This is a genomic window from Rhizobium sullae (genome assembly GCF_900169785.1).
GTDB classification, from domain to species: domain Bacteria; phylum Pseudomonadota; class Alphaproteobacteria; order Rhizobiales; family Rhizobiaceae; genus Rhizobium; species Rhizobium sullae.
In genome coordinates, this window is record NZ_FWER01000004.1 from 13,941 (window position 1) to 38,704 (window position 24,764).

Annotated in this window: 25 protein-coding genes; 7 read left to right on the forward strand and 18 right to left on the reverse strand. The window is 60.3% G+C overall.

Annotation, left to right across the window (positions count from 1 at the left end):
* Window positions 1-26 precede the first annotated feature (26 nt).
* From BN1800_RS04725 to ybgC, 17 genes are all read right to left on the reverse strand, one after another.
* Window positions 27-863 (reverse strand): outer membrane protein, encoded by an 837-nt coding sequence (locus tag BN1800_RS04725; RefSeq protein ID WP_027508132.1) that lies wholly within the window; start codon window positions 861-863, stop codon window positions 27-29.
* 218 nt (window positions 864-1,081) lie between these two features.
* Window positions 1,082-1,414, reverse strand: coding sequence for a cytochrome C oxidase subunit IV family protein (locus BN1800_RS04730; protein WP_086995013.1), 333 nt, complete (start codon window positions 1,412-1,414; stop codon window positions 1,082-1,084).
* A gap of 8 nt (window positions 1,415-1,422) precedes the next feature.
* Complete coding sequence (locus BN1800_RS04735; protein ID WP_027508130.1) at window positions 1,423-2,145, reverse strand: heme-copper oxidase subunit III family protein; 723 nt, start codon at window positions 2,143-2,145, stop codon at window positions 1,423-1,425.
* A gap of 10 nt (window positions 2,146-2,155) precedes the next feature.
* Window positions 2,156-2,863 carry a cytochrome c oxidase subunit 3 gene (locus BN1800_RS04740; RefSeq protein ID WP_086995016.1) on the reverse strand — a complete coding sequence of 236 codons (708 nt, stop codon included), beginning with the start codon at window positions 2,861-2,863 and terminating at the stop codon, window positions 2,156-2,158.
* Window positions 2,860-4,635 (reverse strand): cytochrome c oxidase subunit I, encoded by a 1,776-nt coding sequence (gene ctaD, locus BN1800_RS04745; protein WP_027508128.1) that lies wholly within the window; start codon window positions 4,633-4,635, stop codon window positions 2,860-2,862. The genes BN1800_RS04740 and ctaD overlap by 4 nt, the downstream gene beginning before the upstream one ends.
* A 32-nt stretch (window positions 4,636-4,667) precedes the next feature.
* The gene (locus BN1800_RS04750; RefSeq protein ID WP_086995019.1) at window positions 4,668-5,492 is read right to left on the reverse strand and encodes a cytochrome c oxidase subunit II; all 825 of its coding nucleotides are present in this window, start codon (window positions 5,490-5,492) and stop codon (window positions 4,668-4,670) included.
* A 131-nt stretch (window positions 5,493-5,623) separates the two neighbouring features.
* Window positions 5,624-6,010: a c-type cytochrome gene (locus tag BN1800_RS04755; protein ID WP_027508126.1), complete on the reverse strand. Its 387-nt coding sequence runs from the start codon at window positions 6,008-6,010 to the stop codon at window positions 5,624-5,626.
* 234 nt (window positions 6,011-6,244) lie between these two features.
* Window positions 6,245-7,597, reverse strand: a complete 1,353-nt coding sequence (gene glmM / locus BN1800_RS04760) for a phosphoglucosamine mutase (protein ID WP_027508125.1) — start codon at window positions 7,595-7,597, stop codon at window positions 6,245-6,247.
* A gap of 244 nt (window positions 7,598-7,841) precedes the next feature.
* Window positions 7,842-9,773 (reverse strand): ATP-dependent zinc metalloprotease FtsH, encoded by a 1,932-nt coding sequence (gene ftsH, locus BN1800_RS04765; protein ID WP_027508124.1) that lies wholly within the window; start codon window positions 9,771-9,773, stop codon window positions 7,842-7,844.
* A 98-nt stretch (window positions 9,774-9,871) separates the two neighbouring features.
* A complete protein-coding gene (gene tilS / locus BN1800_RS04770; RefSeq protein ID WP_086995021.1) occupies window positions 9,872-11,338 on the reverse strand; it encodes a tRNA lysidine(34) synthetase TilS in 1,467 nt (488 codons plus the stop codon).
* A gap of 11 nt (window positions 11,339-11,349) precedes the next feature.
* Entirely contained in the window at window positions 11,350-12,366 is a 1,017-nt protein-coding gene (gene ybgF, locus BN1800_RS04775) for a tol-pal system protein YbgF (protein ID WP_027508122.1), read from the reverse strand.
* Between the two features lie 160 nt (window positions 12,367-12,526).
* On the reverse strand, window positions 12,527-13,057 hold the full coding sequence (gene pal / locus BN1800_RS04780) for a peptidoglycan-associated lipoprotein Pal (RefSeq protein WP_027508121.1): 531 nt from the start codon (window positions 13,055-13,057) through the stop codon (window positions 12,527-12,529).
* A 156-nt stretch (window positions 13,058-13,213) separates the two neighbouring features.
* A complete protein-coding gene (gene tolB, locus BN1800_RS04785; protein ID WP_086995600.1) occupies window positions 13,214-14,524 on the reverse strand; it encodes a Tol-Pal system beta propeller repeat protein TolB in 1,311 nt (436 codons plus the stop codon).
* Window positions 14,525-14,545: 21 nt separating this feature from the next.
* Complete coding sequence (locus BN1800_RS04790; RefSeq protein ID WP_086995024.1) at window positions 14,546-15,673, reverse strand: energy transducer TonB; 1,128 nt, start codon at window positions 15,671-15,673, stop codon at window positions 14,546-14,548.
* An 8-nt stretch (window positions 15,674-15,681) separates the two neighbouring features.
* Complete coding sequence (gene tolR / locus BN1800_RS04795) at window positions 15,682-16,137, reverse strand: protein TolR (protein ID WP_022715756.1); 456 nt, start codon at window positions 16,135-16,137, stop codon at window positions 15,682-15,684.
* 18 nt (window positions 16,138-16,155) lie between these two features.
* Window positions 16,156-16,875 (reverse strand): protein TolQ, encoded by a 720-nt coding sequence (tolQ, locus tag BN1800_RS04800; protein WP_027508117.1) that lies wholly within the window; start codon window positions 16,873-16,875, stop codon window positions 16,156-16,158.
* 393 nt (window positions 16,876-17,268) lie between these two features.
* Window positions 17,269-17,724 (reverse strand): tol-pal system-associated acyl-CoA thioesterase, encoded by a 456-nt coding sequence (ybgC, locus tag BN1800_RS04805; RefSeq protein ID WP_086995027.1) that lies wholly within the window; start codon window positions 17,722-17,724, stop codon window positions 17,269-17,271.
* 115 nt (window positions 17,725-17,839) lie between these two features.
* On the opposite strand from ybgC, the gene BN1800_RS04810 reads away from it, so the two are divergent.
* From BN1800_RS04810 to BN1800_RS04835, 6 genes are all read left to right on the forward strand, one after another.
* Window positions 17,840-19,060 carry an NAD-dependent epimerase/dehydratase family protein gene (locus BN1800_RS04810; protein WP_027508115.1) on the forward strand — a complete coding sequence of 407 codons (1,221 nt, stop codon included), beginning with the start codon at window positions 17,840-17,842 and terminating at the stop codon, window positions 19,058-19,060.
* A 2-nt stretch (window positions 19,061-19,062) separates the two neighbouring features.
* The gene (locus BN1800_RS04815; RefSeq protein WP_086995030.1) at window positions 19,063-19,911 is read left to right on the forward strand and encodes a glycosyltransferase; all 849 of its coding nucleotides are present in this window, start codon (window positions 19,063-19,065) and stop codon (window positions 19,909-19,911) included.
* A complete protein-coding gene (locus tag BN1800_RS04820; protein ID WP_086995033.1) occupies window positions 19,908-20,816 on the forward strand; it encodes an NAD-dependent epimerase/dehydratase family protein in 909 nt (302 codons plus the stop codon). The genes BN1800_RS04815 and BN1800_RS04820 overlap by 4 nt, the downstream gene beginning before the upstream one ends.
* A 70-nt stretch (window positions 20,817-20,886) precedes the next feature.
* Window positions 20,887-21,483 (forward strand): 5-formyltetrahydrofolate cyclo-ligase, encoded by a 597-nt coding sequence (locus BN1800_RS04825; RefSeq protein ID WP_086995603.1) that lies wholly within the window; start codon window positions 20,887-20,889, stop codon window positions 21,481-21,483.
* Window positions 21,484-21,486: 3 nt separating this feature from the next.
* Complete coding sequence (locus BN1800_RS04830; RefSeq protein WP_027508111.1) at window positions 21,487-22,311, forward strand: TIGR00282 family metallophosphoesterase; 825 nt, start codon at window positions 21,487-21,489, stop codon at window positions 22,309-22,311.
* Window positions 22,312-22,446: 135 nt separating this feature from the next.
* A complete protein-coding gene (locus BN1800_RS04835) occupies window positions 22,447-23,286 on the forward strand; it encodes an MBL fold metallo-hydrolase (RefSeq protein ID WP_027508110.1) in 840 nt (279 codons plus the stop codon).
* Window positions 23,287-23,326: 40 nt separating this feature from the next.
* Here BN1800_RS04835 and BN1800_RS04840 read toward each other — a convergent pair whose 3' ends face one another.
* Window positions 23,327-23,830 carry a pyridoxamine 5'-phosphate oxidase family protein gene (locus tag BN1800_RS04840; RefSeq protein WP_027508109.1) on the reverse strand — a complete coding sequence of 168 codons (504 nt, stop codon included), beginning with the start codon at window positions 23,828-23,830 and terminating at the stop codon, window positions 23,327-23,329.
* A gap of 175 nt (window positions 23,831-24,005) precedes the next feature.
* On the opposite strand from BN1800_RS04840, the gene BN1800_RS04845 reads away from it, so the two are divergent.
* Entirely contained in the window at window positions 24,006-24,752 is a 747-nt protein-coding gene (locus tag BN1800_RS04845) for a YebC/PmpR family DNA-binding transcriptional regulator (RefSeq protein ID WP_086995036.1), read from the forward strand.
* The last annotated feature ends 12 nt before the right edge of the window (window positions 24,753-24,764 follow it).

Below are 24,764 nucleotides of genomic sequence, written 5' to 3' on the forward strand. Positions count from 1 at the left end.
AAGGACGGCTTTCGGATTGCGGTATCTTACTTGTAGACCGGCTGCTGCAGCGGAATTTCCGGCGGCGGCTCGTAGCTCGCCTGCTGGCATCCACCGAAGAGGTAACGGGCGCCGACGCGGGCTTCGTGAACGTTGAAGCCCTTGTCGCGGCCCGGACCGCCGTTGCTCGCGTAGCCGAACATGCTGCCGCCATCCACATGCAGGAAGCGGTAGCCGATATCCGCCTTGACGTTGCAGGTCACGTCAATCGAAGCGCCGGCCATGAGCGCATAGCTGAAGCGCCAGCTGCCGCGGCCGCCATGGGTTACTTCGCCATCGCAACCGCCGCCGTCATCCTGGCAGGAAACATTGCTCAGGTTCTTCCATTTGACGTAGGAGCCGCCGATACCGCCACCGACATAAGGTGTAAAGACACCGTAGGTGCCGAGGTCGACATAAGCATTGGCCATCAGCGTCCAAGCCGTCAGAGAAGAGACGTCCCTTGAGGTGCAGGCTTCGAGCGGAAAACCGCACTGGCCGACTGTCGAGCCGCGGAAATCAGCCTTGGTCAGATAATCCAGTGTCAGATCCGTTCGGAAATAGTTGTTCACTTGGTAGCCGACACCGCCGCCAACCGTCCAGGAGTCACGCAGCTCGGCGCTTTCGAAATCGATCTCGTTGGCGTTGCTGCCCTGGAAGTAGCGGGCGCCGCGCAGGTCAGTGAAGCCGTAACCGACATCGCCGCGCAGATACCAGCCGGTCGATTCAGTCACCGCGACTTCCGGCGGCATTTCCGGCACGGGCTCGATAGGAGCTAGATCGGCCGCAAGTGCATTTGATGTGACAAGCAATGCGGCAAAGATGCCGAACAAGCTTCTTTTCATGATCCACTCCAGAATCCAGTTGCATTGGCAGAGCGGACTCCCTGCCAACCTGATACGCTTTGCATGGATAATGAATCGGAAACGTTAAAAGCTGCTTAACCCTAAACATTAACTACATATTTTACCAAAGAACATGGCTGTGGAGCCCATTGAATTTAAGGGGACCAAGCTGGAGCCGAACAATTCTTTGATTATCTAAAATTCAACAGGCAGCTATGTTAGAGACCGACGCTGGAGAAGGTCAACCTGGTGAAGATCGTGTAGTTCGACTCAGAAACCATCATCGCGACGAAAACAAGTACCAGGACCGGCGGCAGGAGGATCGCGTAAACAAGCGCCAGCCGCTCCCAGGCCATGTGCATGAAAACGGCGACGATCAGGCCCGCCTTCAGCATCATGAAGAGCAAGATCAGGACCCATCGCGCATAGCCCTGGATTCCGAAATAATCGACGAGGTAGGAGAAGGTGCTGAGGACGAAGAGCAGCCCCCAAGCTAGGAGATAGAGCTTGACCGGGTGCTGCTGTGCGGAATGCGCTTGCGCCTGTGCCATGGCTGTCCTCACCACAAGTAGAAGAATGCGAAAATGAACACCCAGACGAGATCGACGAAGTGCCAGTAAAGGCCCATGATCTCGACGATCTCGTAATTGCCCTTGCGGCTGGTGAAAAAGCCCCGCCGCTCCGTATCGAAATCACCCCGCCAGACCTTTCGCGCGATGATGAGAAGGAAGATCACGCCGAAGGTGACATGGGTGCCGTGAAATCCGGTTATCATGAAGAACGATGAGCCGAATTGCGCAGCACCCCACGGGTTCCCCCAGGGCCTTACGCCCTCCGAGATCAGCTTCGTCCATTCAAACGCCTGCATGCCGACGAATGTCGCGCCGAGAACCGCTGTCAGCAGCATCAGGGCCGCCGTGCGGCCGCGCTCGCGGCGGTATCCGAAATTGACGGCCATCGCCATCGTACCGCTGCTGCTGATGAGGATGAACGTCATGATGGCAATCAGGATCAGCGGCAATTCCTGTCCGCCGATTTCGAGTGCGAAGACTTCGCTGGGATTGGGCCAGTTGACGGGCGTCGACATGCGCGCGGTCATATAGGCAAGAAGGAAGCAGCCGAAGACGAAGGTGTCGCTGAGGAGGAATATCCACATCATGGCTTTCCCCCACGAGACGTTCTTGAACGCCCGCTGGTCGGACGAAAGATCCGCCGCGATCCCGCGAATGCCTTCGGGCCGCTGGAGCGTTCCGCCGGTTTCTGCTTGCGTATATTCAGCCATCCTTCATCCCTCACGAAATCAGCTGGCGGCAGAGATCGACGAAATCATTCGCCCAGCCGGCAAAGAGTGCGAAGAGAACCACCCAGACGAAAAGCATGAAATGCCAGTAGACGGCGCAGAGATCGAGGCTGAGGTGAAGCCTGCGGGCAGGGAAATGACCGTCGAAGGCCCTGCCCGTCGTCCGGCCGAGCACCGCGAGACCGCCCAGGATGTGCAGGCCGTGCAGGCCGGTCAGCATGTAGAAGAAGCTGTTGGCAGGATTGTCGGCCAATACATAACCTGCTGCGGCAAGTTCCCGCCATGCCATGACCTGTCCGGTGAGAAAGAGGACCGCCGTCGCCAGCCCCAACAGAAGCGCGGCCCGCATGGTGTCGCTACGGCCGCGGCGTGCCTCGAGCTTGGCCCATTCGAGCGCCGCGCTGCTAAGCGCGAGCATGGCGGTGTTGACCCAGAGCAGCCGCGGAATGGGCGTCGCCCACCAGTCGGTTGCCGCCATCCGCATGAAATAGGCGCTGATGAGAAGCGTAAAGAGAGCGCCGATCACAGCGAGGAAAATGCCGAGGCCGACACGGGCGGGCTCGATCGCCAGCCGCTTTTCGCGGGACGAATCCGTCACCAGCCCCACTTCCAGCCACGGCTTGGAGGTCAGCCGGTGTTGAGCCATCCACCAGAAAACGATGACCGCGATCACAGCCAGGAAGATCAGCATGACGCTCATGAGGCTGCTCCCGCCGTCCTGCCGGTGCCTGGATCATTCTGCGGAAGGAAGTCCTGGTCATTGCCCGGCACGCTGTAATCATACGCCCAGCGGTAGACCACCGGCAGTTCCTTGCCCCAGTTGCCGTGCACAGGCGGGGTCTGCGGCGTCTGCCATTCCAGCGTCGTTGCATGCCACGGATTGCCGCCGGCTTCCCGGCCCCTGAAAAGGCTCCAGATCAGATTGAAAAGGAAGACGATCTGCGCTGCGCCGACGATCAGCGCGGCAACCGTGATGAAGACGTTCAGCGGGGCGGCGGACGCCGGAACAAAAGCCGTTTCGCCGAGCTCGTAATAGCGGCGCGGCACGCCCACGAGGCCGAGGTAATGCATGGGAAAGAAGATCGCATAGGTGCCGACGAAAGTGATCCAGAAATGAATTTGCCCTAGCACCTCATCCAGCATGCGCCCGGTCACTTTCGGATACCAGTGATAGATCGCACCGAAGATGACCAGGATCGGCGCCACGCCCATCACCATATGGAAATGCGCGACGACGAACATCGTATCGGACAGTGGTACGTCGACGACCACATTGCCGAGGAACAGCCCCGTCAGGCCGCCGTTGACGAAGGTTATGATGAAGGCGAGCGCAAAGAGCATCGGCAGCGTCAGGTGGATATCGCCGCGCCAGAGCGTCAGCACCCAGTTGTAGACCTTGATCGCCGTCGGCACCGCTATGATCAGCGTCGTGACGGCGAAGAAGAAGCCGAAATTCGGGTTCATGCCGCTGACATACATGTGATGCGCCCAGACGATGAAGCTGAGCGCCCCGATGATCAGGATCGCCCAAACCATCATGCGGTAGCCGAAGATGTTCTTCCGCGCATGCGTGCTGATGAGATCCGAGACGATCCCGAAGGCGGGAAGCGCCACGATATAGACCTCGGGATGACCGAAGAACCAGAAGAGGTGCTGGAAAAGTATAGGGCTTCCGCCACCCTGCTGCAGCTGCGTGCCCATCTCCACGATGGCGGGCATGAAGAAGCTCGTCCCGAGCAGCCGGTCGAACAGCATCATGACGGCAGCGACGAAAAGTGCTGGAAAGGCGAGCAGCGCCATGACCGTCGCGGTGAAGATTCCCCACACCGTCAGCGGCATGCGCATCAGCGTCATGCCGCGCGCCCTTCCCTGCAGCACGGTCACCACATAGTTCAGGCCGCCCATCGTGAAGCCGATGATGAACAGGATCAGTGACGACAGCATGAGAATGATGCCCCAGTCCTGCCCACCTGGGGTGCCTGACAGGATGGCTTGCGGCGGATAAAGCGTCCAGCCGGCGCCGGTTGGTCCGCCGGGCGCGAAAAATCCGGCGACCAGCACCAGCACGGCGAGCAGATAAATCCAGTAGCTCAGCATGTTGGCATAGGGAAACACCATGTCCCTGGCGCCGAGCATCAGGGGAATGAGGTAGTTTCCGAAGCCGCCGAGAAACAACGCGGTGAGAAGATAGATCACCATGATCATGCCATGCATGGTGATGAACTGATAATAGTGCTCCGCGTCGATGAAAGCGAAGTAACCGGGAAAGGCAAGCTGCAGGCGCATCAGCCAGGACAGGACGAGCGCCACGAAACCGATCGACATCGCCGTCACCGAATATTGGACGGCAATGATCTTGGCATCCTGGCTGAAGACATATTTCGTCCACCAGCTCCTCGGATGGTAAAGTTCCACATCCTCGACTTCCGCAGGCGGGATGACCTCCCCGGCGCCCGATCGAATATCGACCATAATATGTCCGTCCTCCCTGTTCCTCCGATAGGCTACTGCGCCTGTTCTGCCGGCTGCGCTTGCCCCGATGCCAGCATCTGCGTGAATGTCGTCTGCTCCTCCAGCCAGGACTGGTAGGCGACCTCCTCATCGACCATGACCGTTCCGCGCATCTGCGAATGCCCGACGCCGCACAGCTCGGCGCAAAGGATATCGAACGTTCCTGTCCGTGTCGGCGTAAACCAGAAATAGGTCACCATGCCGGGGATCATGTCCATCTTTGCCCGGAACTCGGGCACATAGAAATCGTGAACGACGTCGATCGAGCGAAGCAGGACCTTGACCGGCTTGCCGATCGGCACGTGCAATTCGCCTCCCTCAACGATCACGTCATCCAGGCCGGCAGTGTCGTTCTTGTTCAGGCCAAGGGGATTCTCCGGATTGACCTCGCGGGTATCGGCCTTCCCCATCCGTCCGTCTGCGCCCGGCATCCGGAAACTCCACTGCCACTGCTGAGCGACGACCTCGATCTGGTGCGCATCGGCGGGCACGGTGATGAACTGGTTCCACACGACGAGCCCGGGCGCGAGCATCGCGGCAACCCCGACGGAGGTTACCACCGCAAGCCATATCTCCAGCCGCCTGTTTTCCGGCTCATAGGCGGCCCGGTTTCCGGGTTTGTGCCGGAACTGGAACACGCAATAGGCCATGAAGGAACCCACCGCCACGAACACCAGACCAGTGATCGCAAATGTGATCATAATGGTGTCGTCGATGTAGCTCCAGTTGGACGCGATCGGCGTCCACCACCACGGGCTCAGCAGATGGAACACGACGGATCCCACGACCAACAGAACCAGAACCAGCACGATAGCCATTGCCTGCTCCTTGAACCGCGACCCACCTGGGTGAAATCCGCAATCCGTCGATGTATTTTTAGCATTATCTCACGAACAAGTCGTGTGGACAATGACAACGGCGAAAGCGGTCCTGTGCGGGCGTTTCTGTGCTATTGGGAAAACTGCTTTAGATAAGCGATGAGATTGGTGATCTCGCTGTCGTCTTTCAGGCCAACAAACACCATCTTCGTTCCCTTTATTTTCCCCTTGGGATCGTGCAGGTAATCGCGCAGTGTCGCTTCGTCCCAAACCAGACCACCCTCGCCTGCTTTCTTCATTGCCGGAGAATAGCTGAAACTGGGGTGCGTCCCCGCCTTCCTGCCAAGGATCCGGTTCAGCGACGGGCCGACCTTATTCTTGTCCGTGTCGGCGCTATGACAGATGGCACATTTCTTGAAGACCGTCTCGCCCGCCGTGGCGTCACCCTCTTGGGCATTCACGCCGAAAGCAGGAAGCATAGCAACACATAAGCCGGCTAAAAGAACGCGATACCGCATGACAACCCAATCCTCCCAGGTTGCCTGAAACGACGGTCGGCGCAATCTCCATATCGCAATATGGCTTTGCCGTATTGTCGCCGCTGCAGGCGGGTGACACTTCTGCGATCAAGAAAAAGCTATGCCTCCATGCCGATAAGTCAATTCATCCAATCAGATTGTGCGGAAGCAGGTGACGTGGACAAAAAAAGCCGACGCAAATGCACCGCCTTTGATCGATCATCAAAGGCAGAATTAAGCGGCGGTACGGACGCCCGAGATCGTGCCGATCAGGTCGTTGACGATGCGCTCGATCTGCGCCCGGTCGTCGCCTTCTGCCATGACCCGGATCAGCGGTTCCGTGCCGGAGGGGCGGATGACGAGGCGGCCGTTCTTGGAAAGTTCGGCTTCCGCATCGGCGATCGCCTGCTGCACCTGCAGGTTTTCCAGCGGCTTGCCGCCAGAAATGCGGACATTGCGCAGAAGCTGCGGCACCGGCTCGAAGCGGCGGCAGACTTCACTGACGGTCTTGCCGGTACGCTTAACGGCAGCAAGGATCTGCAGCGCGGCAACAAGACCATCGCCGGTCGTGCCGTAGTCCGAGAGTACGATGTGCCCGGACTGCTCGCCGCCGACGTTGAAATTGTGCTGGCGCATGTGCTCGACGACATAGCGGTCGCCGACCTTGGTGCGGGCAAGACCCATCCCCTTGCCTTCGAGAAAGCGTTCCAGGCCGAGGTTCGACATCACAGTCGCAACGATGCCGTTGCCGCGAAGCTGCTGGTTCTCCGCCCAGCTTTCTGCGATCACCGCCATCAGCTGGTCGCCGTCGACGATCGCGCCGTTTTCATCCACGATGATGACCCGATCGGCATCGCCGTCGAGCGCGATTCCGATATCGGCCCGCACCTCGTCGACCTTTTTCTGCAGAGCGACGGGGCTGGTGGAACCGCAGTTGAGATTGATGTTGATGCCGTTCGGCTCATTGCCGATCGTAACGACATCGGCGCCGAGTTCCCAAAGCACAGCCGGTGCCACTTTATAGGCCGCACCGTTGGCGCAGTCGATCGCAACCCTCAGGCCTTGTAGCGTGACGTCGCGCGGCAGCGTGCGCTTCGCATGCTCGATGTAGCGGTCATGCACGCCGTCGATGCGCTTGGCGCGGCCGATGTCGTCGGACTTGGCGAGCTGCGTGTGGAGATCCTTCTCCATCAGGTCTTCGATCTGCATTTCGATATCGTCGGAAAGCTTGTAGCCGTCGGGACCGAAGAGCTTGATGCCGTTATCCTCGTATGGATTGTGCGAGGCGGAAATCATGACGCCGATATCGCAACGCAGCGAACGCGTCAGCATGGCGACGGCAGGCGTCGGGATCGGACCGAGAACGAAGGCATCGACACCGGCCGCTGTGAACCCTGCGACCATGGCGTTTTCCAGCATATAGCCTGAGAGACGCGTATCCTTGCCAATGACAACGCGATGGCGGTGATTGCCGCGGCGGAAGATCGTTCCGACTGCAATGCCTACCCGCATCGCCAGATCCGGCGTCATCGGGAAGATGTTCGACTGCCCGCGAATCCCGTCCGTGCCGAAGTAACGTCTTTTCATATCGACCTCTACATTCTCAACGCGCCCAACGTAGGCTGCGCAATGCACTAAGTAAATTCAGCCAAAGGGACGAATCGCCCGAATACAAAGCCCCATTGCGGCCTGCTTATGACAGCGGCATGCCACAAATCGCAGGCGCCATCACGTAAATTACCAAGAAAATTGATTATATCCCGTTACCGACGGAAAAAGGCCGGATCTCCTGCTGGAAAATCCGGCCTTTGTTTCTTCAAGTTGCTTTCCGTCAATGCGGCTGAGGCTCGAGCCCTGCTTCCGGCTCGTCGCCCTTGGAAGCCGGGCGTATGCCGGTTTTCGGCACGGCCGAACCGCGGCTCGGCGGCGTATCGTCACCGAGGTCGCGAGCAGGCTTTTCGCCACGGAGCAGCGCCTTGATTTCCTCTCCGGTCAGCGTCTCGTATTCAAGCAGGCCTTCGGCAAGCGCGACGAAATCGTCGTGCTTCTCGGTGAGGATATCGCGCGCCTGCTGATAGGCTTCATCGATCAGGCGGCGCACTTCGTTATCGATCTTCTGCGCTGTCGCTTCCGACACGTTCTGCGTTTGCGAAACGGAGTGGCCGAGGAACACTTCCTGCTGGTTCTCGCCGTAGGAGACCTGCCCGAGCTGGTCGGAGAAGCCCCACTGCGTGACCATGGCGCGGGCAAGCTTCGTCGCCTGTTCGATATCCGAAGAAGCACCGGAGGTGATGTTCTCCTTGCCGAAGGTCAGCTCTTCCGCCACACGGCCGCCCATCATGATGCACAGGCGCGAGACCATCCACTTGTAGCTCATCGAGTAACGGTCACCCTCGGGAAGCTGCATAACCATGCCGAGTGAACGCCCGCGCGGAATGATCGTCGCCTTGTGCAACGGGTCGGCAACGGCAACGTTGAGCGCCGTGATCGCGTGGCCGGCTTCGTGATAGGCCGTGAGCTTCTTTTCCGCCTCGGTCATGGCCGAGGAGCGGCGTTCGGCGCCCATCATGATCTTGTCCTTGGCGTCCTCGAACTCCTGCATGGTGACGACGCGCTTGTTGCGGCGTGCAGCCATCAGCGCCGCTTCGTTGACGAGGTTCATGAGGTCAGCACCGGAGAAACCGGGCGTACCGCGGGCAAGAACCTTGAGATCGACATTCGGCGCCAGCGGCACGTTGCGGGCATGAACCTTCAGGATACGTTCGCGGCCGACGATATCCGGGTTCGGAACGACGACCTGGCGGTCGAAGCGGCCGGGACGCAAGAGCGCCGGGTCGAGAACGTCGGGACGGTTAGTCGCCGCGATCAGGATGATGCCTTCATTGGCCTCGAAGCCGTCCATCTCGACCAGCAACTGGTTGAGCGTCTGCTCGCGCTCATCGTTACCACCACCGAGACCGGCGCCACGATGGCGGCCGACGGCGTCGATTTCGTCGATGAAGATGATGCAGGGCGCATTCTTCTTCGCTTGCTCGAACATGTCGCGGACGCGGCTTGCGCCGACACCGACGAACATTTCGACGAAGTCGGAACCCGAGATGGTAAAGAACGGAACATTGGCTTCGCCGGCAACGGAGCGGGCGAGCAGCGTCTTACCGGTACCCGGAGGGCCGACTAGCAGCACGCCGCGCGGAATCTTGCCGCCGAGGCGCTGGAACTTCTGCGGGTCGCGGAGGAATTCGACGATTTCTTCCAAGTCCTGCTTGGCTTCGTCGACGCCTGCGACGTCATCGAACGTCACGCGGCCATGGGCCTCCGTGAGCAGCTTGGCCTTCGATTTGCCGAAGCCCATCGCGCCGCGCGAACCGCCTTGCATCTGCCGCATGAAGAACAGCCAGACGCCGAGAATGAGCAGCATCGGCAGCAACGTGCCGAGATAGCTCAGGAAGCCCGACGAACCGTCGGTTTCCGGCCGCGCTGAAACCAGGACGTTCTTCGACTGCAGGCGTTCGAGCAAGTTGTCGTCGATGACTGGAGAATAGGTCTGGAAACTGGTGCCGTTTTCAACATAGCTTCCCGAGACACGATTGCCTGTGACGACGACTTCCTTGACGCGGCCCGCATCGACCTCACGCAGGAACTGCGAATAAGGAATGTCTCGCGAGCCGGTTTGCGCCGGCGTCGTCTGGAACATGCTGAAAAGGGCAATCAGCAGAAGCGCTATGATTGCCCACAAGGCGAAATTTCGTAAGTTAGGGTTCATTGAACTTCCCAGCACTGCAACAACCGCCTCATGGCAGCCGTCTTATTTGGCTTCTAACATAGGGTTGCGCTGTGCCGTTGCCAAGGCGATCCGCTCTGTCAGATGGTTTTTCCGTCAATAAGACCTAAAGGCGGGCTTGGATAGGGGTCCGTTCCAAAGGCCGCCGCGAGGCTTTCAGCAAAGATGAGATCAAATCGTGTCAAAAAGCGGTCGAAAGGCGCGAAATACGGGGTGACGCTGATCGATGGCGCCGATTCCGCCGAAAGAGGCACGCCGCTGGTCGGCAGCACTATCGGTGACGCGGCAATCGCGCGTTTCAATGCGGCCTTGGGGAGGCGTTTTATCTGCTCCTCCCTCATCCCTGTGCTTGTCACAGGGATCCAACCACCGCGCGTCCGCGCGGTGAACGACGCACCAGAGCTTGAAGAGGAGTCTCTCGCGCCCAAGGACTTGGGCGCACCGGATTCTTGTGACAAGTACAGGAATGAGGGATCGTATGTGGCACCCGCTTCAATCTGAACGGCCACTCCACATTCATTCCTGACTTCAAAGCGCCCATCCCACACACGGCACTCCCCGGGCGCTACGACCAGTGGCAAGATGCCGCGGCTTTCGCGCGCAAGGTAAAGGCCATCGCGCCGCAGGTCCAAGATCACTCTGCTTGCGGTCATGCGTCCGGGCGTGCCTGTGCTGACGAAACCAAGAATGCGGTCCATCTGTTTGCGGCCCGGCGCAAAGCGCTGTCCGCCGAAAACGGCCGCGAGACGGCCGAGCGCATAGCGGAGCACGTCGACGGGAGCCTCAAGTCCCTTTTCCGTCACGCAACCCAGCCCTTCGCACGGAAGGGTAAAATGACGGTCGAGCCACAGGGCGGCTTGCCGTGAAAGCTCCAGCCGGACATTGGCTTCGCCAGCCTCCGGCTCCGGGGCGCCCTCACCCGCCAATGTCGCGCGCGTCCGCACGCGTTCGTATTTCAGATCTTCATTGCTTGGATCATCGAACCAGGGAACGGCTCGGGCGGAGAGAAATGCCCGGATATCAGCGCGCAGGCACGACAGAAACGGCCGGGCAATCCAGATACGGCGATCAAAGAGGACGGCATCGGCGATCCCGATGGAAAGACTATCGCTGCGCGCGCCGCGCATCGCCCGCGTCTCCCGCTGATCGTCCAGCGTATGTGCGGTCACGATGAGATTGGCTTCAAGTTCTGCCGTGGCATCCGCGAGCAGTTCGTAGCGCGCTTCGCGGGCGGCAGCCATGATGCCGGTTTTTGGTTTGGGGCCACGCCAGACACGCGTTGCGTGCGGCACATCAAGCGATTTGCATAAGGCTGCGACGTAACGCGCCTCATCTGCCGATTCTGCACGCAGATCGTGGTCGATCGTCGCGGCGCAGAGGGAGATTTTCGAATTGGGTTCGGCCTCCAGCGCTTCGGAAAGGGCAAGAAGCAGGCCGGTCGAATCGCTGCCACCGGAGATCGCGACGAGAATGCGCGTGGGGCTGGCAAGCGAACAGAGAAAGCGGCGGGCCGCTGTCTTGGGCGAAAGTACGGTTTCCGGAGACAAACCGGAAATCCTCAGCAGGAGAGGCGCTTCTGCTCGCTCGCGACCTTGCTTATGACGGCGCGCGAGGCCTTCGGGTAACGCTTGGTGACTTCCTTGAGCGTCGCGCAGGCGGTGTCGTTGTTATCGAGAGCCGCCAGCGACATGCCGAGCTTCAGCAGCATTTCGGGCGCTTTCTCGGAGGAACCGTATTTCTTGTGGGCATTCAGGAAGGTCTTGGCGGCCTCGTTGAACTTGCCCTGGGAATAGAGCGCCTCGCCCAGCCAGAAATTGGCATCGGCAGCCCGGGCGCTTCCCGGATGCTGCGCGATATACTGTGTGAACTGCTCTTCAGCAATCGCGTAGTCGCCGGAAAGGACGTGACCGTAAGCGGCCTTGTACTGATCGGTCTCGCTGCCGAGAGATGCGGTCTGCTGCGGCGACGTACCAGCGTTCAGGTCCGGAAGCGGCGCTGAGCCGACTTCCGCGTTCTCGTTCACGCTGCCGCCGACCGGATTGCCGTTCTGATCGAACTGGATCGAACCCAGTTGCTGCGGAGGCTGGCCGAAACCGCTGTTCGCGGGGACGTCGTTGGAGGGAGCCGTTTCGGCTCCCTGCGGTGTTTCGATGATCGTCGCGACGTCGTCCTGGCGCTGGGAACGTGCATTGGCCTGGCCGGAAGCCGGGGGCTGCATATCGGCCTCGCTCTTCTTCGTGCCGCCCTTCGCTCCAGCAGCACCGCCGCTCTTTTCCAGATCCTGGAAACGGAATTCGTTGTCTTCCTGCGTCTTGCGCAGCGATTCCTGCATCTGCAGGATCTGGAAGCTCATTTCTTCGATGCGGCCGTTCAGCTGGCGCAACTGCTCTTCAAGCTGCTGTACGCGCATTTCCGCGCTGCTGCTCTGCACGTTGACGGCCGGCGGCGTCTGCGTCTGGCCCTGCGCAGGCTGGCCGCCAAGGTTCAAGCCGAGAAACGAAGCGGGATAAGCCGCTCGCTCGGTTCCGGTAACGGCCGCAAGGCAGAGCAAGCCTGCCACGACAAGTTTCTTCATAGGTTTCGTCCTGTCCCAGTGATTCTTCGCGCCTCGATGGCACGAACAGGAGTTTTTCCAATTGCCTTCAAAAAGCAACGGAGTCTGGCCAAAGTGTGGTCGAAAAGAAAAGGCGGCCCGCGAAGGAGCCGCCTTTGCAAGCACAATATATTCCAGGCAGTTACATGCCAGCGCCGCCGAGAACGGTGACTGCACGGCGGTTTTGCGACCAGCAGGAAATATCGTCGCAGACGGCGACCGGGCGTTCCTTGCCGTAGGAGATCGTCTTCATGCGCTGAGCCGGAACGCCGCGCGAAGCTAGGTAATCCTTGGTGGCGGCAGCACGGCGGGCGCCGAGAGCGAGGTTGTATTCGCGCGTGCCGCGCTCGTCGGCATGGCCTTCGACGGTAATCGCATAGTTCGGGTAGCGGCCGAGCCACTGTGCCTGGCGGTCGAGCGTCTGCGCAGCATCCGCGCGGATCGAGGTCGAGTCCGTGTCGAAGAAGATGCGGTCGCCGACGTTGACGGTGAAATCCTGAGCCGAACCCGGCGTTGCGGCGCCTGCACCGAGGCCGAGGTCGCCAGCGCTGTTGGCCATGTTTTTCTTGTTGGCGCAGCCAGCAAGCGCCAGACCGGCAACGAGTGCGATCATGACGGGATTGCGGGCGAAATTCTGCATACGGCTCATTGCCGGGGTGTGAATTCGGCTCATGGCCGGGTCTCCTTGCGATTTATCAGGGTTGCCGGACTGTAACCGTACTCGGTTAATCGGCGTTCAAGAAGTATGGTTAATGATTTGTTGATTTGTCCCTGCATCGGCCAATTCCAGCACTTTGCGGCGACAAGAAGGCGAAATCCGGCTCATCCACTACTCAAGCAGCGGCGACCAGGCTGGGTCGGACGCGTAGGTCGGCGTCTTGATGGCCTGCTCGTTGTAGCCTGTCAGATCGATGGAATAGAGCTGCGGACCGCCGGCACCAGCCGGCTGGCGGAAGAACATCAGGACACGGCCGTTCGGCGCCCAGGTCGGGCCTTCGTTGTGGAAGCCCGTCGTCAGAATGCGCTCGCCCGAACCGTCCGGTTTCATTACGCCGATCGAGAATTTGCCGCCGGATTGCTTGGTAAAAGCGATCAGATCGCCGCGCGGCGACCAGACAGGCGTCGAATAGTTGCCGTCGCCGAACGAGATACGCGTCTGGCCGGAGCCGTCGGCGTTCATCACGTAAATCTGCTGCTTGCCGCCGCGGTCGCTTTCGAAAACGATGCGCCCGCCGTCCGGCGAATAGGACGGCGAGGTATCGATCGCTGCCGTCGAGGTCAGGCGCGTCGTCGTGCGCGAACGCAGATCCATCGTGTAGATGTTGGCGTTGCCTTCCTGCTGAAGGCTCATCACCACCTTCTGGCCATCCGGCGAGAAGCGCGGCGAGAAGGTCATGCCCGGGAAGTTGCCGACGACTTCGCGCTGCCCGGTTTCGAGCTGCAGCAGGTAGACGCGCGGTTGCTGGTTGGCGAAAGACATGTAGGTCACTTCCTGCCGGTTCGGCGAGAAGCGCGGCGTCAGAACGAGGTCGCTGCCATCCGTCAGCGTGCGCACATTGAAGCCGTCCTGATCCATGATCGCAAGCTGGCGCTTGCGCTGCTGCTTCGTGCCGGATTCGGAGACAAAGACCACGCGGGTATCGAAATAGCCCTCTTCGCCGGTGATCTGCTTATAGATCGCATCCGCGATGATATGGGCGACACGGCGCCAGTTTTCCGGCTGTGTGTAGAATTGCTGGCCGGTCATCTGCTGGCCGGCAAAAGTGTCCCAGAGACGGAACTCGGCGCGAAGGCGGCCATCGCCTTCCTGCGTAACCCGGCCGGTCACGAGCGCCTGCGCGTTGATGACCTTCCAGTCCTCGAAGCGCGGAGCTGCATCCGGATTGGAGATCTTCTCGATGAAGGCATTCTTGTTAACTGGCGCGAAGAGGCCGGAGCGCTGCAGGTCGGCTGCAATCACCTGAGAGACCTTTGCGCCGATGTCGCCCTGCAGGAAATCGGTGATGGCGATCGGCAGCGGCTCGACGTTGCCCTTGTTGATGTTGATCTCGACAAGCGCGTGTGCGGGCGTCGCGATAGCCGCCGTCGCAGCCATGCCGAGAGCCACCACGAAGGCGCGGAAGAGGGAACACTTGGTCATGAGGAACAAGCCTTTCAGCATTTAAAGGGCCATCTGACTGGGGTCGAAGTTCACAATGACTTCGCTCCACGCGTCATATTTGTCTTTCGGAAGGTTGGTGAACGGAGCAGACCGTTTGACGGCACGATAGGCACCGCCAGCAAGTGCCCGGCGCGTGGATTCGTTGCCGCCGGTCGCTTCGACCTCGGGGTCTCCGATGATCTCGCCATTCTCGTCCAGCTTCATGTGGACGGTGATGCGGACCTGGTCCATGTCCGCAAGGCCGGGAATGATCTGCCAGTTGCCGGCAATCGCGTTGCGCAGCGCATCCATCTCGCTCATGCTGAGTTTGGAGCCGGTATTGTTCGACTTCTTGGCACCCAGCGAGGCGACTTCCGTCGAGCGCTTCGCGCCGCCGTTCGACGGATCCTGCTTGTTCAATAGCGCTGCAATGTCGTCGGCATTGAAATCGCTCTGCTTCGAGGACGAGGCCTTCGCCTTCTCCTGCGCTTTGTCGGCTTTCTTCTTGTCAGGCTGCTTGTCGGCCGTCTTCTGCTGGTCCTGCGCCTTTTCCGGCGGTTTTTCCGCGGGCTTCTGCTCCGGCGGCTTCACCTGCGGCTTGGCGACCGGCGTCGGAACGTTGTCCGGCAGCGCCTCGGCTTCCGGCTTCGGCGGCTCGGCTGGTTCGGCAGGCATTTCTTCCGGCTTCGGCGGGGTCGGTGCAACCTCCGGCTTGGTTTCCGGGATCGACGCGACTTCCTTCGGCTCGTCGACGACCGTATCCTCCTTCATGATCTCCTTCACCTCGTTGGGAACGGGATCATTCTGGGGAAGCGGCTTCTCGACGGCTTTCGGTGCCGCGGTGCTCTCGTTGTTGTTCGGCTTCGCGTTCGGGATCGGCGGCGTCTTCAGGTCGATCTTGTTGTCGCCGAGGTTCTCGGCGTCCGCAACATCAGCAGGTTTGGAAGTCGGCTTCGGCGCCGGCTTGTCGTTCGGCTTTGCCGTCTTGTCACCCTGCTGCATCTGGGTGATCGATTCGACGGGCACCAGATCGACCGGCATCGCTTCGAAGTCATCGACCTTGAACGACTCCGGCGAACCAATGGTCACCAGAGCCGCGGCGAGCACCAGTCCGTGCAGAACAGCAGATGTGACGACACTGGTCTTCATCTTGCTTTCTACTGGTCCTTCTTCTGCTGGGTGACGAGACCGATATTCTTGAAGCCCGCACCCTGGATGCGCGCCATGACATCGGCGATCACGCCGTAAGGCGCCGTCGCATCACCACGCACGAAGATGCGTTCGTTGTAGCCCGTGGTCGCGATCGCCTCGAGCTTGGCGGCGATCTCTTCGGCCGGGATCGGCGTTTCCTGCAGGAACACCGCGCCGTCGTTCTTGACGGAAATGGTGATCGGCTGCGTTTCGGAATTGAGCGCCTTGGCCTGCGTTTCCGGCAGGTCGATCGGTACGCCGACGGTCATCATCGGCGCCGCTACCATGAAGATGATGAGCAGCACGAGCATGACGTCGACGAGCGGCGTCACGTTGATCTCGGAAATAACACCCTTGTTCCGGCCACCACGGCGGCGGCGACCGCCGCCTCCGCCGTTATTGCCTCCAACAGCCATACCCATAATCGTGTACTCCGTCGGTTATTGTGCGGCCTGACGCGGCTGCAGCTTCTCATCGATCTGGCGCGAAAGGATGGCGGAGAACTCGTCCGCAAAGCCTTCCATGCGGCCAGAGAGCTTGCCGGCATCCGCGGAGAACTTGTTGTAGGCGATAACCGCCGGGATAGCGGCCACGAGGCCGATCGCGGTGGCGAGAAGCGCTTCGGCGATACCGGGGGCAACGACCGCGAGGTTGGTCGACTTCGAACCGGCGATTGCCTGGAACGAAGTCATGATACCGACGACCGTACCGAAGAGACCAATGAACGGACCTGCCGAACCGATCGTCGCGAGCGAGCCGAGGCGGGCGGAAAGAAATTCCGTTTCACGGGCGAGCGTCACGTCCATCGCCCGGTCGATACGCATCTGCAGACCGATCGGCGAGCGCGCACCGCGTTCGAAGGACTTCTTCCACTCGCGCATGGCGGCAACGAAGATCGAAGCAAGGCCGGTATTGTTGCGTTCGGAAAGCGTGCGGTAGAGCTCTTCCAGCGACTGCCCCGACCAGAAGACCTGCTCGAACTTGTCGAACTGGCGCCGGGCGCGGCCATAGGCCAGATATTTGTCGATGACGATCGCCCAAGTCCAGACGGAGGCTGCGATCAGCCCGAGCATGACCAGCTTGACGACGATGCCTGCCTGCATGAACAACGACCAGAGGCTGACGTCGGCCGTTGCTGCTGCCAATCCTACTTGTTCCATTTATCAAAATCCCCGAATCCAAACGCCCGGTGCTTGACCGGGCGGCACAGAAAGTGATCTCGCAAGAATTGTCTGGCGACCGCCGCCCAAAGCCCTGGTCAAGCTTAAAGCTCTTCTTCCGCCTTCCTTGCCGTCAAATTTGGTCAAAGGAAGGCGTGCACCGCACAATCTCTGACTTTCCAAGTAAGACACTATTATGGTTAATAGATCGTTAGTTCCAGAGTATGACGGCAAAGCTTAACCAGCTGAATTTTTCTTCCCAGCTTGGAACGAAGAGACCGAAGTCCGGCGACGGAATGCCGCGCAATCCTTGCAGCGCTGAATTCCTTCACACGAAAGTCATGTTTTTGCAAGGCCCGCGTTTGCTCAATTCTGCATGTCTGGAATGCGCGTTTAGCCGTCTTGCGTCTCGATCTGCATCCGCTTCGCCAACGCCTCTGGCAACCGGCGCGGCCTTCCCTTGGCGTTGATGACGGCGATGATCACTTTGGCCGCGATAAGCGGCGTTTCGCCGCGGCGAATTTCTTGTCTGAGCACCATCTTCGCGCCGCCGGCCTTCTCGGTGCACGTGACGATGGTGAGAATATCGTCCATGCGCGCCGGGTTTCTGAAGTCGATTTCCATACGGTGAACGACGAAGACAAGCCCTTCCGCGTCGGCGGTGATCAGCTCACGCTGCTCGACGCCCAGGCAGCGCAGATAGTCGGTACGGCCGCGCTCGAGGAAATGCAGGTAGCGCGCATGATAGACCAAGCCGGAGAAATCGGTGTCTTCATAGTAGACGCGCTGGATCAGCTGGTGCCCCGTCTCCGTCAGCTCGCCTGAAATGGAAAAGCCGTTATCCGCCATAATTTTCTCCAAACTCGCATGCCTGTTGGCGAGGCGCAGCAACGCCCTAGCTTTGAACATTCGTCACAGTTCTTAAGTATTCCCGATAGTGGATGAACATACAGGAGGCAATGCGATGAAGATTGCGGTGATGGGCGGAGATGGGTTCATTGGCTGGCCGACATCGCTGCATCTCTCGGACGCGGGGCACGACGTCCACATTCTCGACAATCTCTCGCGGCGCTGGATCGATACCGAACTCGGCGTGCAATCACTGACGCCGATGGATTCCATTCAGGAGCGCACCCGCATTTGGCATGCCGAAACCGGGCGGCGCATCCATTTCAATCTGATCGACCTCGCCAAGGACTACGAGCTTCTCAAGAAGTGGCTTGCCGAAAACCGGCCGGATGCCATCGTCCATTTCGCCGAACAGCGCGCCGCGCCCTATTCGATGAAGAGCGACCGGCACAAAAACTACACCGTCAACAACAACGTCAGCGCCACGCATAACCTTTTGAATGCACTCGTCGAATTGCAGTTTGACGCCCATTTGATCCACCTCGGCACGATGGGCGTCTACGGCTATTCGACGGTCGGCGCCGCGATCCCCGAGGGCTACCTGACCGTCGGCGTCGAAACGGCAGATGGCGAGATGGCGAGCCAGGAAATCCTCTATCCGTCCAATCCCGGCTCGATTTACCATATGACCAAGTGCCTGGATCAGCTGCTCCTCCAGTTCTATGCGAAGAACGACGCGCTGCGCATCACCGACCTGCACCAGGGCATCGTGTGGGGCACGCACACCGAGCAGACACGCCGCCATCCGCAACTGATCAACCGTTTCGATTATGACGGTGACTATGGCACCGTGCTGAACCGCTTTCTCATCCAAGCGGCAATCGGTTATCCGCTCACCATCCACGGCACAGGCGGACAGACGCGCGCCTTCATCCATATCCAGGATTCTGTCCGCTGCATCGAGCTTGCGCTGAAGAACCCGCCGGCCCGCGGCTCCCGTGTCGAGATCTTCAATCAGATGACCGAGACACACCGTGTGCGCGACCTTGCCGAGATGATCGCCAGGATGAGCGGTGCAAAGATCGCCTGGCTTCCCAACCCGCGCAAGGAAGCGCCGGAAAACGATCTGATCGTCAGGAACGAGAAATTCCGCGATCTGGGGCTCGATCCGATCACGCTCGAAGCCGGCCTGCTCGGCGAGATCGTCGACGTCGCCAGGAAATTTGCCTACCGCGTCGATCGCTCCCGCGTTCCCGCCGTCTCTGCGTGGACGAAGGACATCGCCGCCACGATCAACCGCGACCCGGAAGGCAAGCGGCTGAAATCCGTGTCGTGAATATGGAAGTGATCTCCGTCAACCCACAAAAAACGCCCTCATCCCGCCACGCCTACACCACCCTCGTCACGAATGCAGACTATGTCATGGGCGCGACCGCGCTAGCGCGCTCCCTCCGGCTCACAAAGACCGCGGCCGATATCGTCGTGCTGCATACCGGCGGCGTGAAGGGAAGCACCCTCGCCCCACTTGCTGATCTCGGCTGCCGCCTCATCGAAGTCGCGCACCTTCCACTTTCCGATGCCTTCAACGAGCGTCATGCCCGCGGCCAGCTCCATTCCGCCGCCCCCTTCACCAAGGGTCGCAAGCCGGATTTTCATTCGCCGCTCGACAATTTCTGCAAGCTGCGCCTCTGGCAGTTGACCGAATATGAGCGCGTCGTCTTCATCGACGCTGATGCCATCGTGTTGAAGAATATCGACAAGCTCTTCGGCTACCCCGAATTTTCCGCCGCCCCCAATGTCTATGAAACACTGGCCGACTTCCGCCGCATGAATTCCGGCGTCTTCATCGCAAGGCCTTCCGAGGAAACCTTTGGCCGGATGCTCACCATGCTCGACCAGCCCGACGCCTTCTGGCCGCGGACCGATCAGACCTTCCTGCAGGCCTTCTTCCCGGATTGGCACGGCCTGCCCGTCTATTTCAACATGCTGCAATATGTATGGTTCACCATGCCCGCGCTTTGGGACTGGAAGAGCATTTCAGTCCTGCATTACCAATATGAAAAGCCATGGGAGAAGGATCATCCGAAGGCGGCGATGCTCAAGCCGCTGATCGAGTTCTGGCACTCCGTCCATGCCGGCAATGACCTGCCGGATATTGCGGCCATGACGAATCCGGAGACGGCATGAAGGTATTGGTATCTGGCGGGACGGGCTTGGTGGGACGCTATATCGTCGAGGAGCTGCTTGCCGCCGGATATTCGGTCATCATCGGCGGACGCCGCGCGCCGTTGCCCCGGCTGTTCTCGCGGCCGGTCGAATTCGCACCGCTTTCGCTCGATCCCGACAAGGAACACATCGAGGCCTTCGACGACGCCTATTTCTTCGTGCATGCCGCTTTCAGCCACCTGCTCGGACAATATCGTGGCGGCGAAGGCGATGATCCGGGAGGCTTCAGCCGCCTGAACCTTGACGGCACGGTGAAGCTCTTCGACACCGCCAGGCGCGCCGGCACCCGCCGCTGTATCTTCATCTCCAGTCGTGCCGTCTATCAGAACGCAACGCCCGGCACCGTCCTGACAGAGGACATGCTGCCGGAGCCGGACACGCTTTATGGGGAGGTGAAGCTCGCCGGCGAGCGAGCGCTCGCCCATCTGGCCGGACCCGGCTTCGCGGCGGCCAGCCTGCGCGCCACCGGCGTCTACGGCGACCTGCTTCCGAACAAATGGTCCGGCCTCATCGACGATTACCTCAGCGGCAGGCCGGCGCCCGTCCGGGCCGGAACGGAAGTTCACGGCCGCGACCTCGGCCGCGCCGTGCGGCTGATGCTGGAGACGGAAAGCGCCCGCATCTCCGGCGAGGTCTTCAATGTTTCTGACGTCGTCGCCGATACCCGCGATATCTTGTCGGTCGTGCAGCGGGAAACCGGCTGCCCCAATCCTCTGCCTGCCTCAGCAGACAAGGCTGCCGTCAGTCAGATGAGCACCGAAAAACTGGAGGCGCTTGGCTGGCTGCTGGGCGGCAAGGCGCTGTTCGAGCAAACGATCCGGCAACTGACAGGCGCATTGCAGCAACGCAAATTTCACCAGATCTAATCGGCTCCACCAAAGCCAGTGCCGCTGTCACGGGATTGCAATGGCCCGCCAGCCGTTTATGGTCCGGTCCATGCAGCAGACGATATCCAAGGAACTCAAAACCCAGATGCGTGCCGAACGGCTCGCGTTGCGCGACGTAATCCCGCTTGAGGCGCGTATCGAGAAGAGCTTGGCAATGGCGGAGCACGCGGGCGAGGCCGTGGCTTTCGATCCCGGCACGATCATTTCGGGCTTCATGCCGATCCGCTCGGAGGCCGATATCCGGCCTCTGATGGCGCGCTTTCAGGCGCGCGGAGCCCGCCTCTGCGTTCCGGCCATCCTCGACCGTCAGATGATCGTCTTCCGTGAGCTCCTGCGTGGCGAGCCGCTGGTTGCCACAGGCTTCGGCACTGCCGGACCGGGACCGGAGGCCGCGGTTCTCGATCCGGAAATCATGCTCGTGCCACTGTCGGCCTTCGACGATCGCGGCCACCGCATCGGCTACGGCGCTGGTCACTACGACCGCGCAATCCACCGTCTGCGGCAAAAAGGCGTGCGTCCGAAGCTGATCGGCATTGCATTCGACTGCCAGGAAGTGGCACATGTGCCCGACGAGCCGCATGACATAAGCCTGGATGCCATCCTGACAGAAAGCGGCCTTCGCTTTTTTGCTTCTTGGATCGGATAAGGAATGCGTCTGCTTTTTCTGGGTGACATGGTCGGCAAGACGGGGCGGACGGCGGTATGGGATCGCCTGCCCGGACTGGTTTCCGACCTAAAACTCGACTTCGTGATCGTCAACGGCGAAAATGCCGCGGGCGGTTTCGGCATCACGGAAGACATCTTCCTCGAGACGATCAATGCGGGAGCCGACGTCGTCACCACCGGCAACCACGTCTGGGACCAGAAGGAAGCCGTCGCCTTTGCGGGCCGCCACGATCAGTTCCTGCGCCCGGCCAATTACCCGCAGGGAACGCCCGGCCGCGGCTCGGGACTCTTTTATGCGCGAAACGGAGCACGCGTGCTCGTGGCAAACATCATGGGCCGCGTCTTCATGCATCCGGAGCTCGACGATCCCTTCAAATCCGCCGAGACGATCCTCGACGCTTGCCCGCTCAAGGAACAGGCCGATGCGATCATCTTCGACTTCCATGCGGAGGCAACGAGCGAAAAGCAGTGCTTCGGCCATTTCGTCGACGGCCGGGCCACCTTCGTCGTCGGCACGCATACGCATGTACCGACTGCCGACCATCAGATACTGAACGGCGGCACGGCCTATATGTCGGATGCCGGCATGTGTGGCGACTACGACTCTTCGCTCGGCATGGACAAGGAAGAGCCGCTGAACCGCTTCATCTCCAAGATGCCGAAGGGACGCATGGAAGCCGCCACCGGCCCTGCGACGATCTGCGGCGTCGGCGTCGAGATTTCCGATGCCACCGGGCTTGCGGAACAGATCGCGCCGCTGCGGATTGGTCCGCGGCTGGCGGAGACGATTCCGGAATTCTGGCGGTAGGCGAACGGCACGCCTCATTAAGCGGCACGGCACGCCACCCATCCACCCAACACGCAATTGTGAGCGCTCTCCATCTGGACCGCTGCGGTGCCTTGCCGCATCCTCGGCGCACCGTGAAAGCGCCGGAGGGGTGGCATGAAGCCGCAATTGCTTGTCCTCGCTATCGCATGCCTCGTGCCCTTTGCCCTGCCCCGCGCGGCGGCCGCACAAACCGAACCCAAACCCGTCAGTCAGTGCCAAGCGATCGCCCAGGCAACCCCCAAGGCCACATTCGTGAGCTTTTCCGGCGACGCGCCTATCATGCCTGCGGTTTCGGAAGGCGAGGATGTCAAGCTGACCTTCCTTGGACATTCCACCTTCGAAATCGAAACGCCGGGCGGCATCGTCATCGCAACGGATTTCAACGGCTGGTACCGGCCGGTCGTGACGCCCGACGTGGTGACGATGAACCGGGCACACACAACGCATTACACGCTGACGCCAGATCCGGCGATCAAGCACGTGTTGCATGGCTGGAGCGATGTGCCCGGCGAAAAGGCAGACATCGACCTGATGATCGGCGATGCCTATATCCGCAACGTCACGACGGATATCCGCGGCGGCTACAGCGCGCCTCAGAAAGATGGAAACTCAATCTTCATCTTCGAGATCGCCGGCCTCTGCATCGGCCATCTCGGTCACCTACACTATGAACTGACCGATGCCCACTATACCGAGATCGGCCGCCTGGATATCGTCATGGTCCCGGTCGACGGCGGCCTGACTATGGGCGCCGACAGCATGAGCCGCGTCATCAAGCGCCTGCGCTCGTCGCTGATCCTGCCGATGCACCGCCGCGGCCCGCCGGTCGAGCGCTTTGTGTCGATGTTCGGTAAGGATTTCGACATCAGCTATGCGCCTGACGACACGATTACCGTTTCCATGCGATCCCTCCCCAGGAAGCCGCTCATTTATGTCATGAAGGGCGCTCTATAGAGGAGACCAGAAAGCCTGAGACCTCCAGGCTCTGCCGGCATTAGGCAAATTGCAGATGCCGTTTGATGCCCACGTCGGGCATCTTGTCGTCACTGAGATTGGCCTTCGCGATCTCCCAGCCGAACTTCAGCTTGCTGCCGATCGAAACCCAGATCTCGGCATCGTCCACATGCATGACAAGCATTGTCAGCTTCGGATCCTTCTTGCCGTTCTCGTACCAGGCCGCAACCACCGAATTCCAATACTGCTCGATCCTCGAAGGGTCCGGCCGGATCTCGATCTTGCCTGCCAGGCTGGCGTGGTAGTCGTGATCCTTGCCTATGACGCAGAAATGCGCACGCGTTCCCGGTTTGACGGCGCGGGCAATGTCGGCATCGGATTTTGTATAGAACCATATGGTATTTGTCTTCGGATCGGCATGCGGAGCCATCGGCTGCATGTGCATGTCGACGCCATCGATGCCGAGCATTCCTGCCGAAACATCGTTCACCTGATCCCAAAGCTGCCGTGCCGGATGTTCGCGCGCTTCGCTAAAGCTTGCCATGGCCTTCCCCTTCCCTTCGGGCTTTTCAAGCCTTCAAACGTCACGTCTGCCGCTTTGTTCCGCGGCTTTTCGCCTACCCAGGGACTCAGGAACAAGCTGCTTTTCCCTTGAATGCGGTCCGCTTCGCTCTTATAAGGCCGTCCATTCCGAACAATGAGACGTGAACAGGGGTGCCATGGCTGGCCATTCACAGTTTAAAAACATCATGCATCGCAAGGGCCGTCAGGATGCCGTGCGGTCGAAAATGTTCTCCAAGCTCGCGCGCGAAATCACCGTTGCTGCCAAGGCCGGCCTGCCCGACCCGACGATGAACGCCCGCCTGCGCCTAGCAATCCAGAACGCCAAGGCACAGTCCATGCCGAAGGACAATATCGACCGCGCCATCAAGAAGGCGGCAGGCGCCGATAGCGAGAACTACGACGAAGTCCGCTACGAAGGCTATGGCCCAGGCGGCACGGCGATCATCGTCGAGGCGCTGACAGACAACCGCAACCGCACCGCCTCCAACGTCCGCTCAATCTTCACCAAGGCGGGCGGCGCGCTCGGCGAAACAGGCTCGGTTTCCTTCTCCTTCGATCACGTCGGCGAGATCACCTACAAGCTATCGGCCGGCGATGCCGACACGGTCATGGAAGCCGCGATCGAAGCCGGCGCCGATGACGTCGAGACCGACGAGGAAGGCCACACCATCACCTGCGCCTTCGAATCCCTCGGCGAAGTCGCCAAGGCGCTGGAAGGCACGCTTGGCGAAGCCGAAACCGTCAAGGCCGTCTGGCGCGCCCAGAACAGCGTGCCAGTGGACGAGGAAAAGGCCCAGTCGCTGATGAAGCTCATCGACAGCCTGGACGACGACGACGACGTGCAGAACGTCTATTCGAACTTCGAGGTTTCCGAAGAAGTGCTCGCCAAGCTTTCGGCTTGAGCATTCCAACGA

Coding starts and splice junctions, on each gene's coding strand:
- BN1800_RS04725 (WP_027508132.1), bottom strand. CDS start 863: ATGAAAAGAAGCTTGTTCGGCATCTTTGCCGCATTGCTTGTCACATCA.
- ftsH (WP_027508124.1), bottom strand. CDS start 9,773: ATGAACCCTAACTTACGAAATTTCGCCTTGTGGGCAATCATAGCGCTT.
- tolQ (WP_027508117.1), bottom strand. CDS start 16,875: ATGGAACAAGTAGGATTGGCAGCAGCAACGGCCGACGTCAGCCTCTGG.
- BN1800_RS04755 (WP_027508126.1), bottom strand. CDS start 6,010: ATGCGGTATCGCGTTCTTTTAGCCGGCTTATGTGTTGCTATGCTTCCT.
- ybgC (WP_086995027.1), bottom strand. CDS start 17,724: ATGGCGGATAACGGCTTTTCCATTTCAGGCGAGCTGACGGAGACGGGG.
- BN1800_RS04790 (WP_086995024.1), bottom strand. CDS start 15,673: ATGAAGACCAGTGTCGTCACATCTGCTGTTCTGCACGGACTGGTGCTC.
- BN1800_RS04825 (WP_086995603.1), top strand. CDS start 20,887: ATGCAGCAGACGATATCCAAGGAACTCAAAACCCAGATGCGTGCCGAA.
- BN1800_RS04815 (WP_086995030.1), top strand. CDS start 19,063: ATGGAAGTGATCTCCGTCAACCCACAAAAAACGCCCTCATCCCGCCAC.
- BN1800_RS04845 (WP_086995036.1), top strand. CDS start 24,006: ATGGCTGGCCATTCACAGTTTAAAAACATCATGCATCGCAAGGGCCGT.
- BN1800_RS04810 (WP_027508115.1), top strand. CDS start 17,840: ATGAAGATTGCGGTGATGGGCGGAGATGGGTTCATTGGCTGGCCGACA.
- glmM (WP_027508125.1), bottom strand. CDS start 7,597: ATGAAAAGACGTTACTTCGGCACGGACGGGATTCGCGGGCAGTCGAAC.
- tolB (WP_086995600.1), bottom strand. CDS start 14,524: ATGACCAAGTGTTCCCTCTTCCGCGCCTTCGTGGTGGCTCTCGGCATG.
- BN1800_RS04740 (WP_086995016.1), bottom strand. CDS start 2,863: ATGAGCGTCATGCTGATCTTCCTGGCTGTGATCGCGGTCATCGTTTTC.
- BN1800_RS04735 (WP_027508130.1), bottom strand. CDS start 2,145: ATGGCTGAATATACGCAAGCAGAAACCGGCGGAACGCTCCAGCGGCCC.
- BN1800_RS04750 (WP_086995019.1), bottom strand. CDS start 5,492: ATGGCTATCGTGCTGGTTCTGGTTCTGTTGGTCGTGGGATCCGTCGTG.
- BN1800_RS04840 (WP_027508109.1), bottom strand. CDS start 23,830: ATGGCAAGCTTTAGCGAAGCGCGCGAACATCCGGCACGGCAGCTTTGG.
- BN1800_RS04835 (WP_027508110.1), top strand. CDS start 22,447: ATGAAGCCGCAATTGCTTGTCCTCGCTATCGCATGCCTCGTGCCCTTT.
- BN1800_RS04830 (WP_027508111.1), top strand. CDS start 21,487: ATGCGTCTGCTTTTTCTGGGTGACATGGTCGGCAAGACGGGGCGGACG.
- pal (WP_027508121.1), bottom strand. CDS start 13,057: ATGAGCCGAATTCACACCCCGGCAATGAGCCGTATGCAGAATTTCGCC.
- ybgF (WP_027508122.1), bottom strand. CDS start 12,366: ATGAAGAAACTTGTCGTGGCAGGCTTGCTCTGCCTTGCGGCCGTTACC.
- tolR (WP_022715756.1), bottom strand. CDS start 16,137: ATGGGTATGGCTGTTGGAGGCAATAACGGCGGAGGCGGCGGTCGCCGC.
- BN1800_RS04820 (WP_086995033.1), top strand. CDS start 19,908: ATGAAGGTATTGGTATCTGGCGGGACGGGCTTGGTGGGACGCTATATC.
- ctaD (WP_027508128.1), bottom strand. CDS start 4,635: ATGGTCGATATTCGATCGGGCGCCGGGGAGGTCATCCCGCCTGCGGAA.
- BN1800_RS04730 (WP_086995013.1), bottom strand. CDS start 1,414: ATGGCACAGGCGCAAGCGCATTCCGCACAGCAGCACCCGGTCAAGCTC.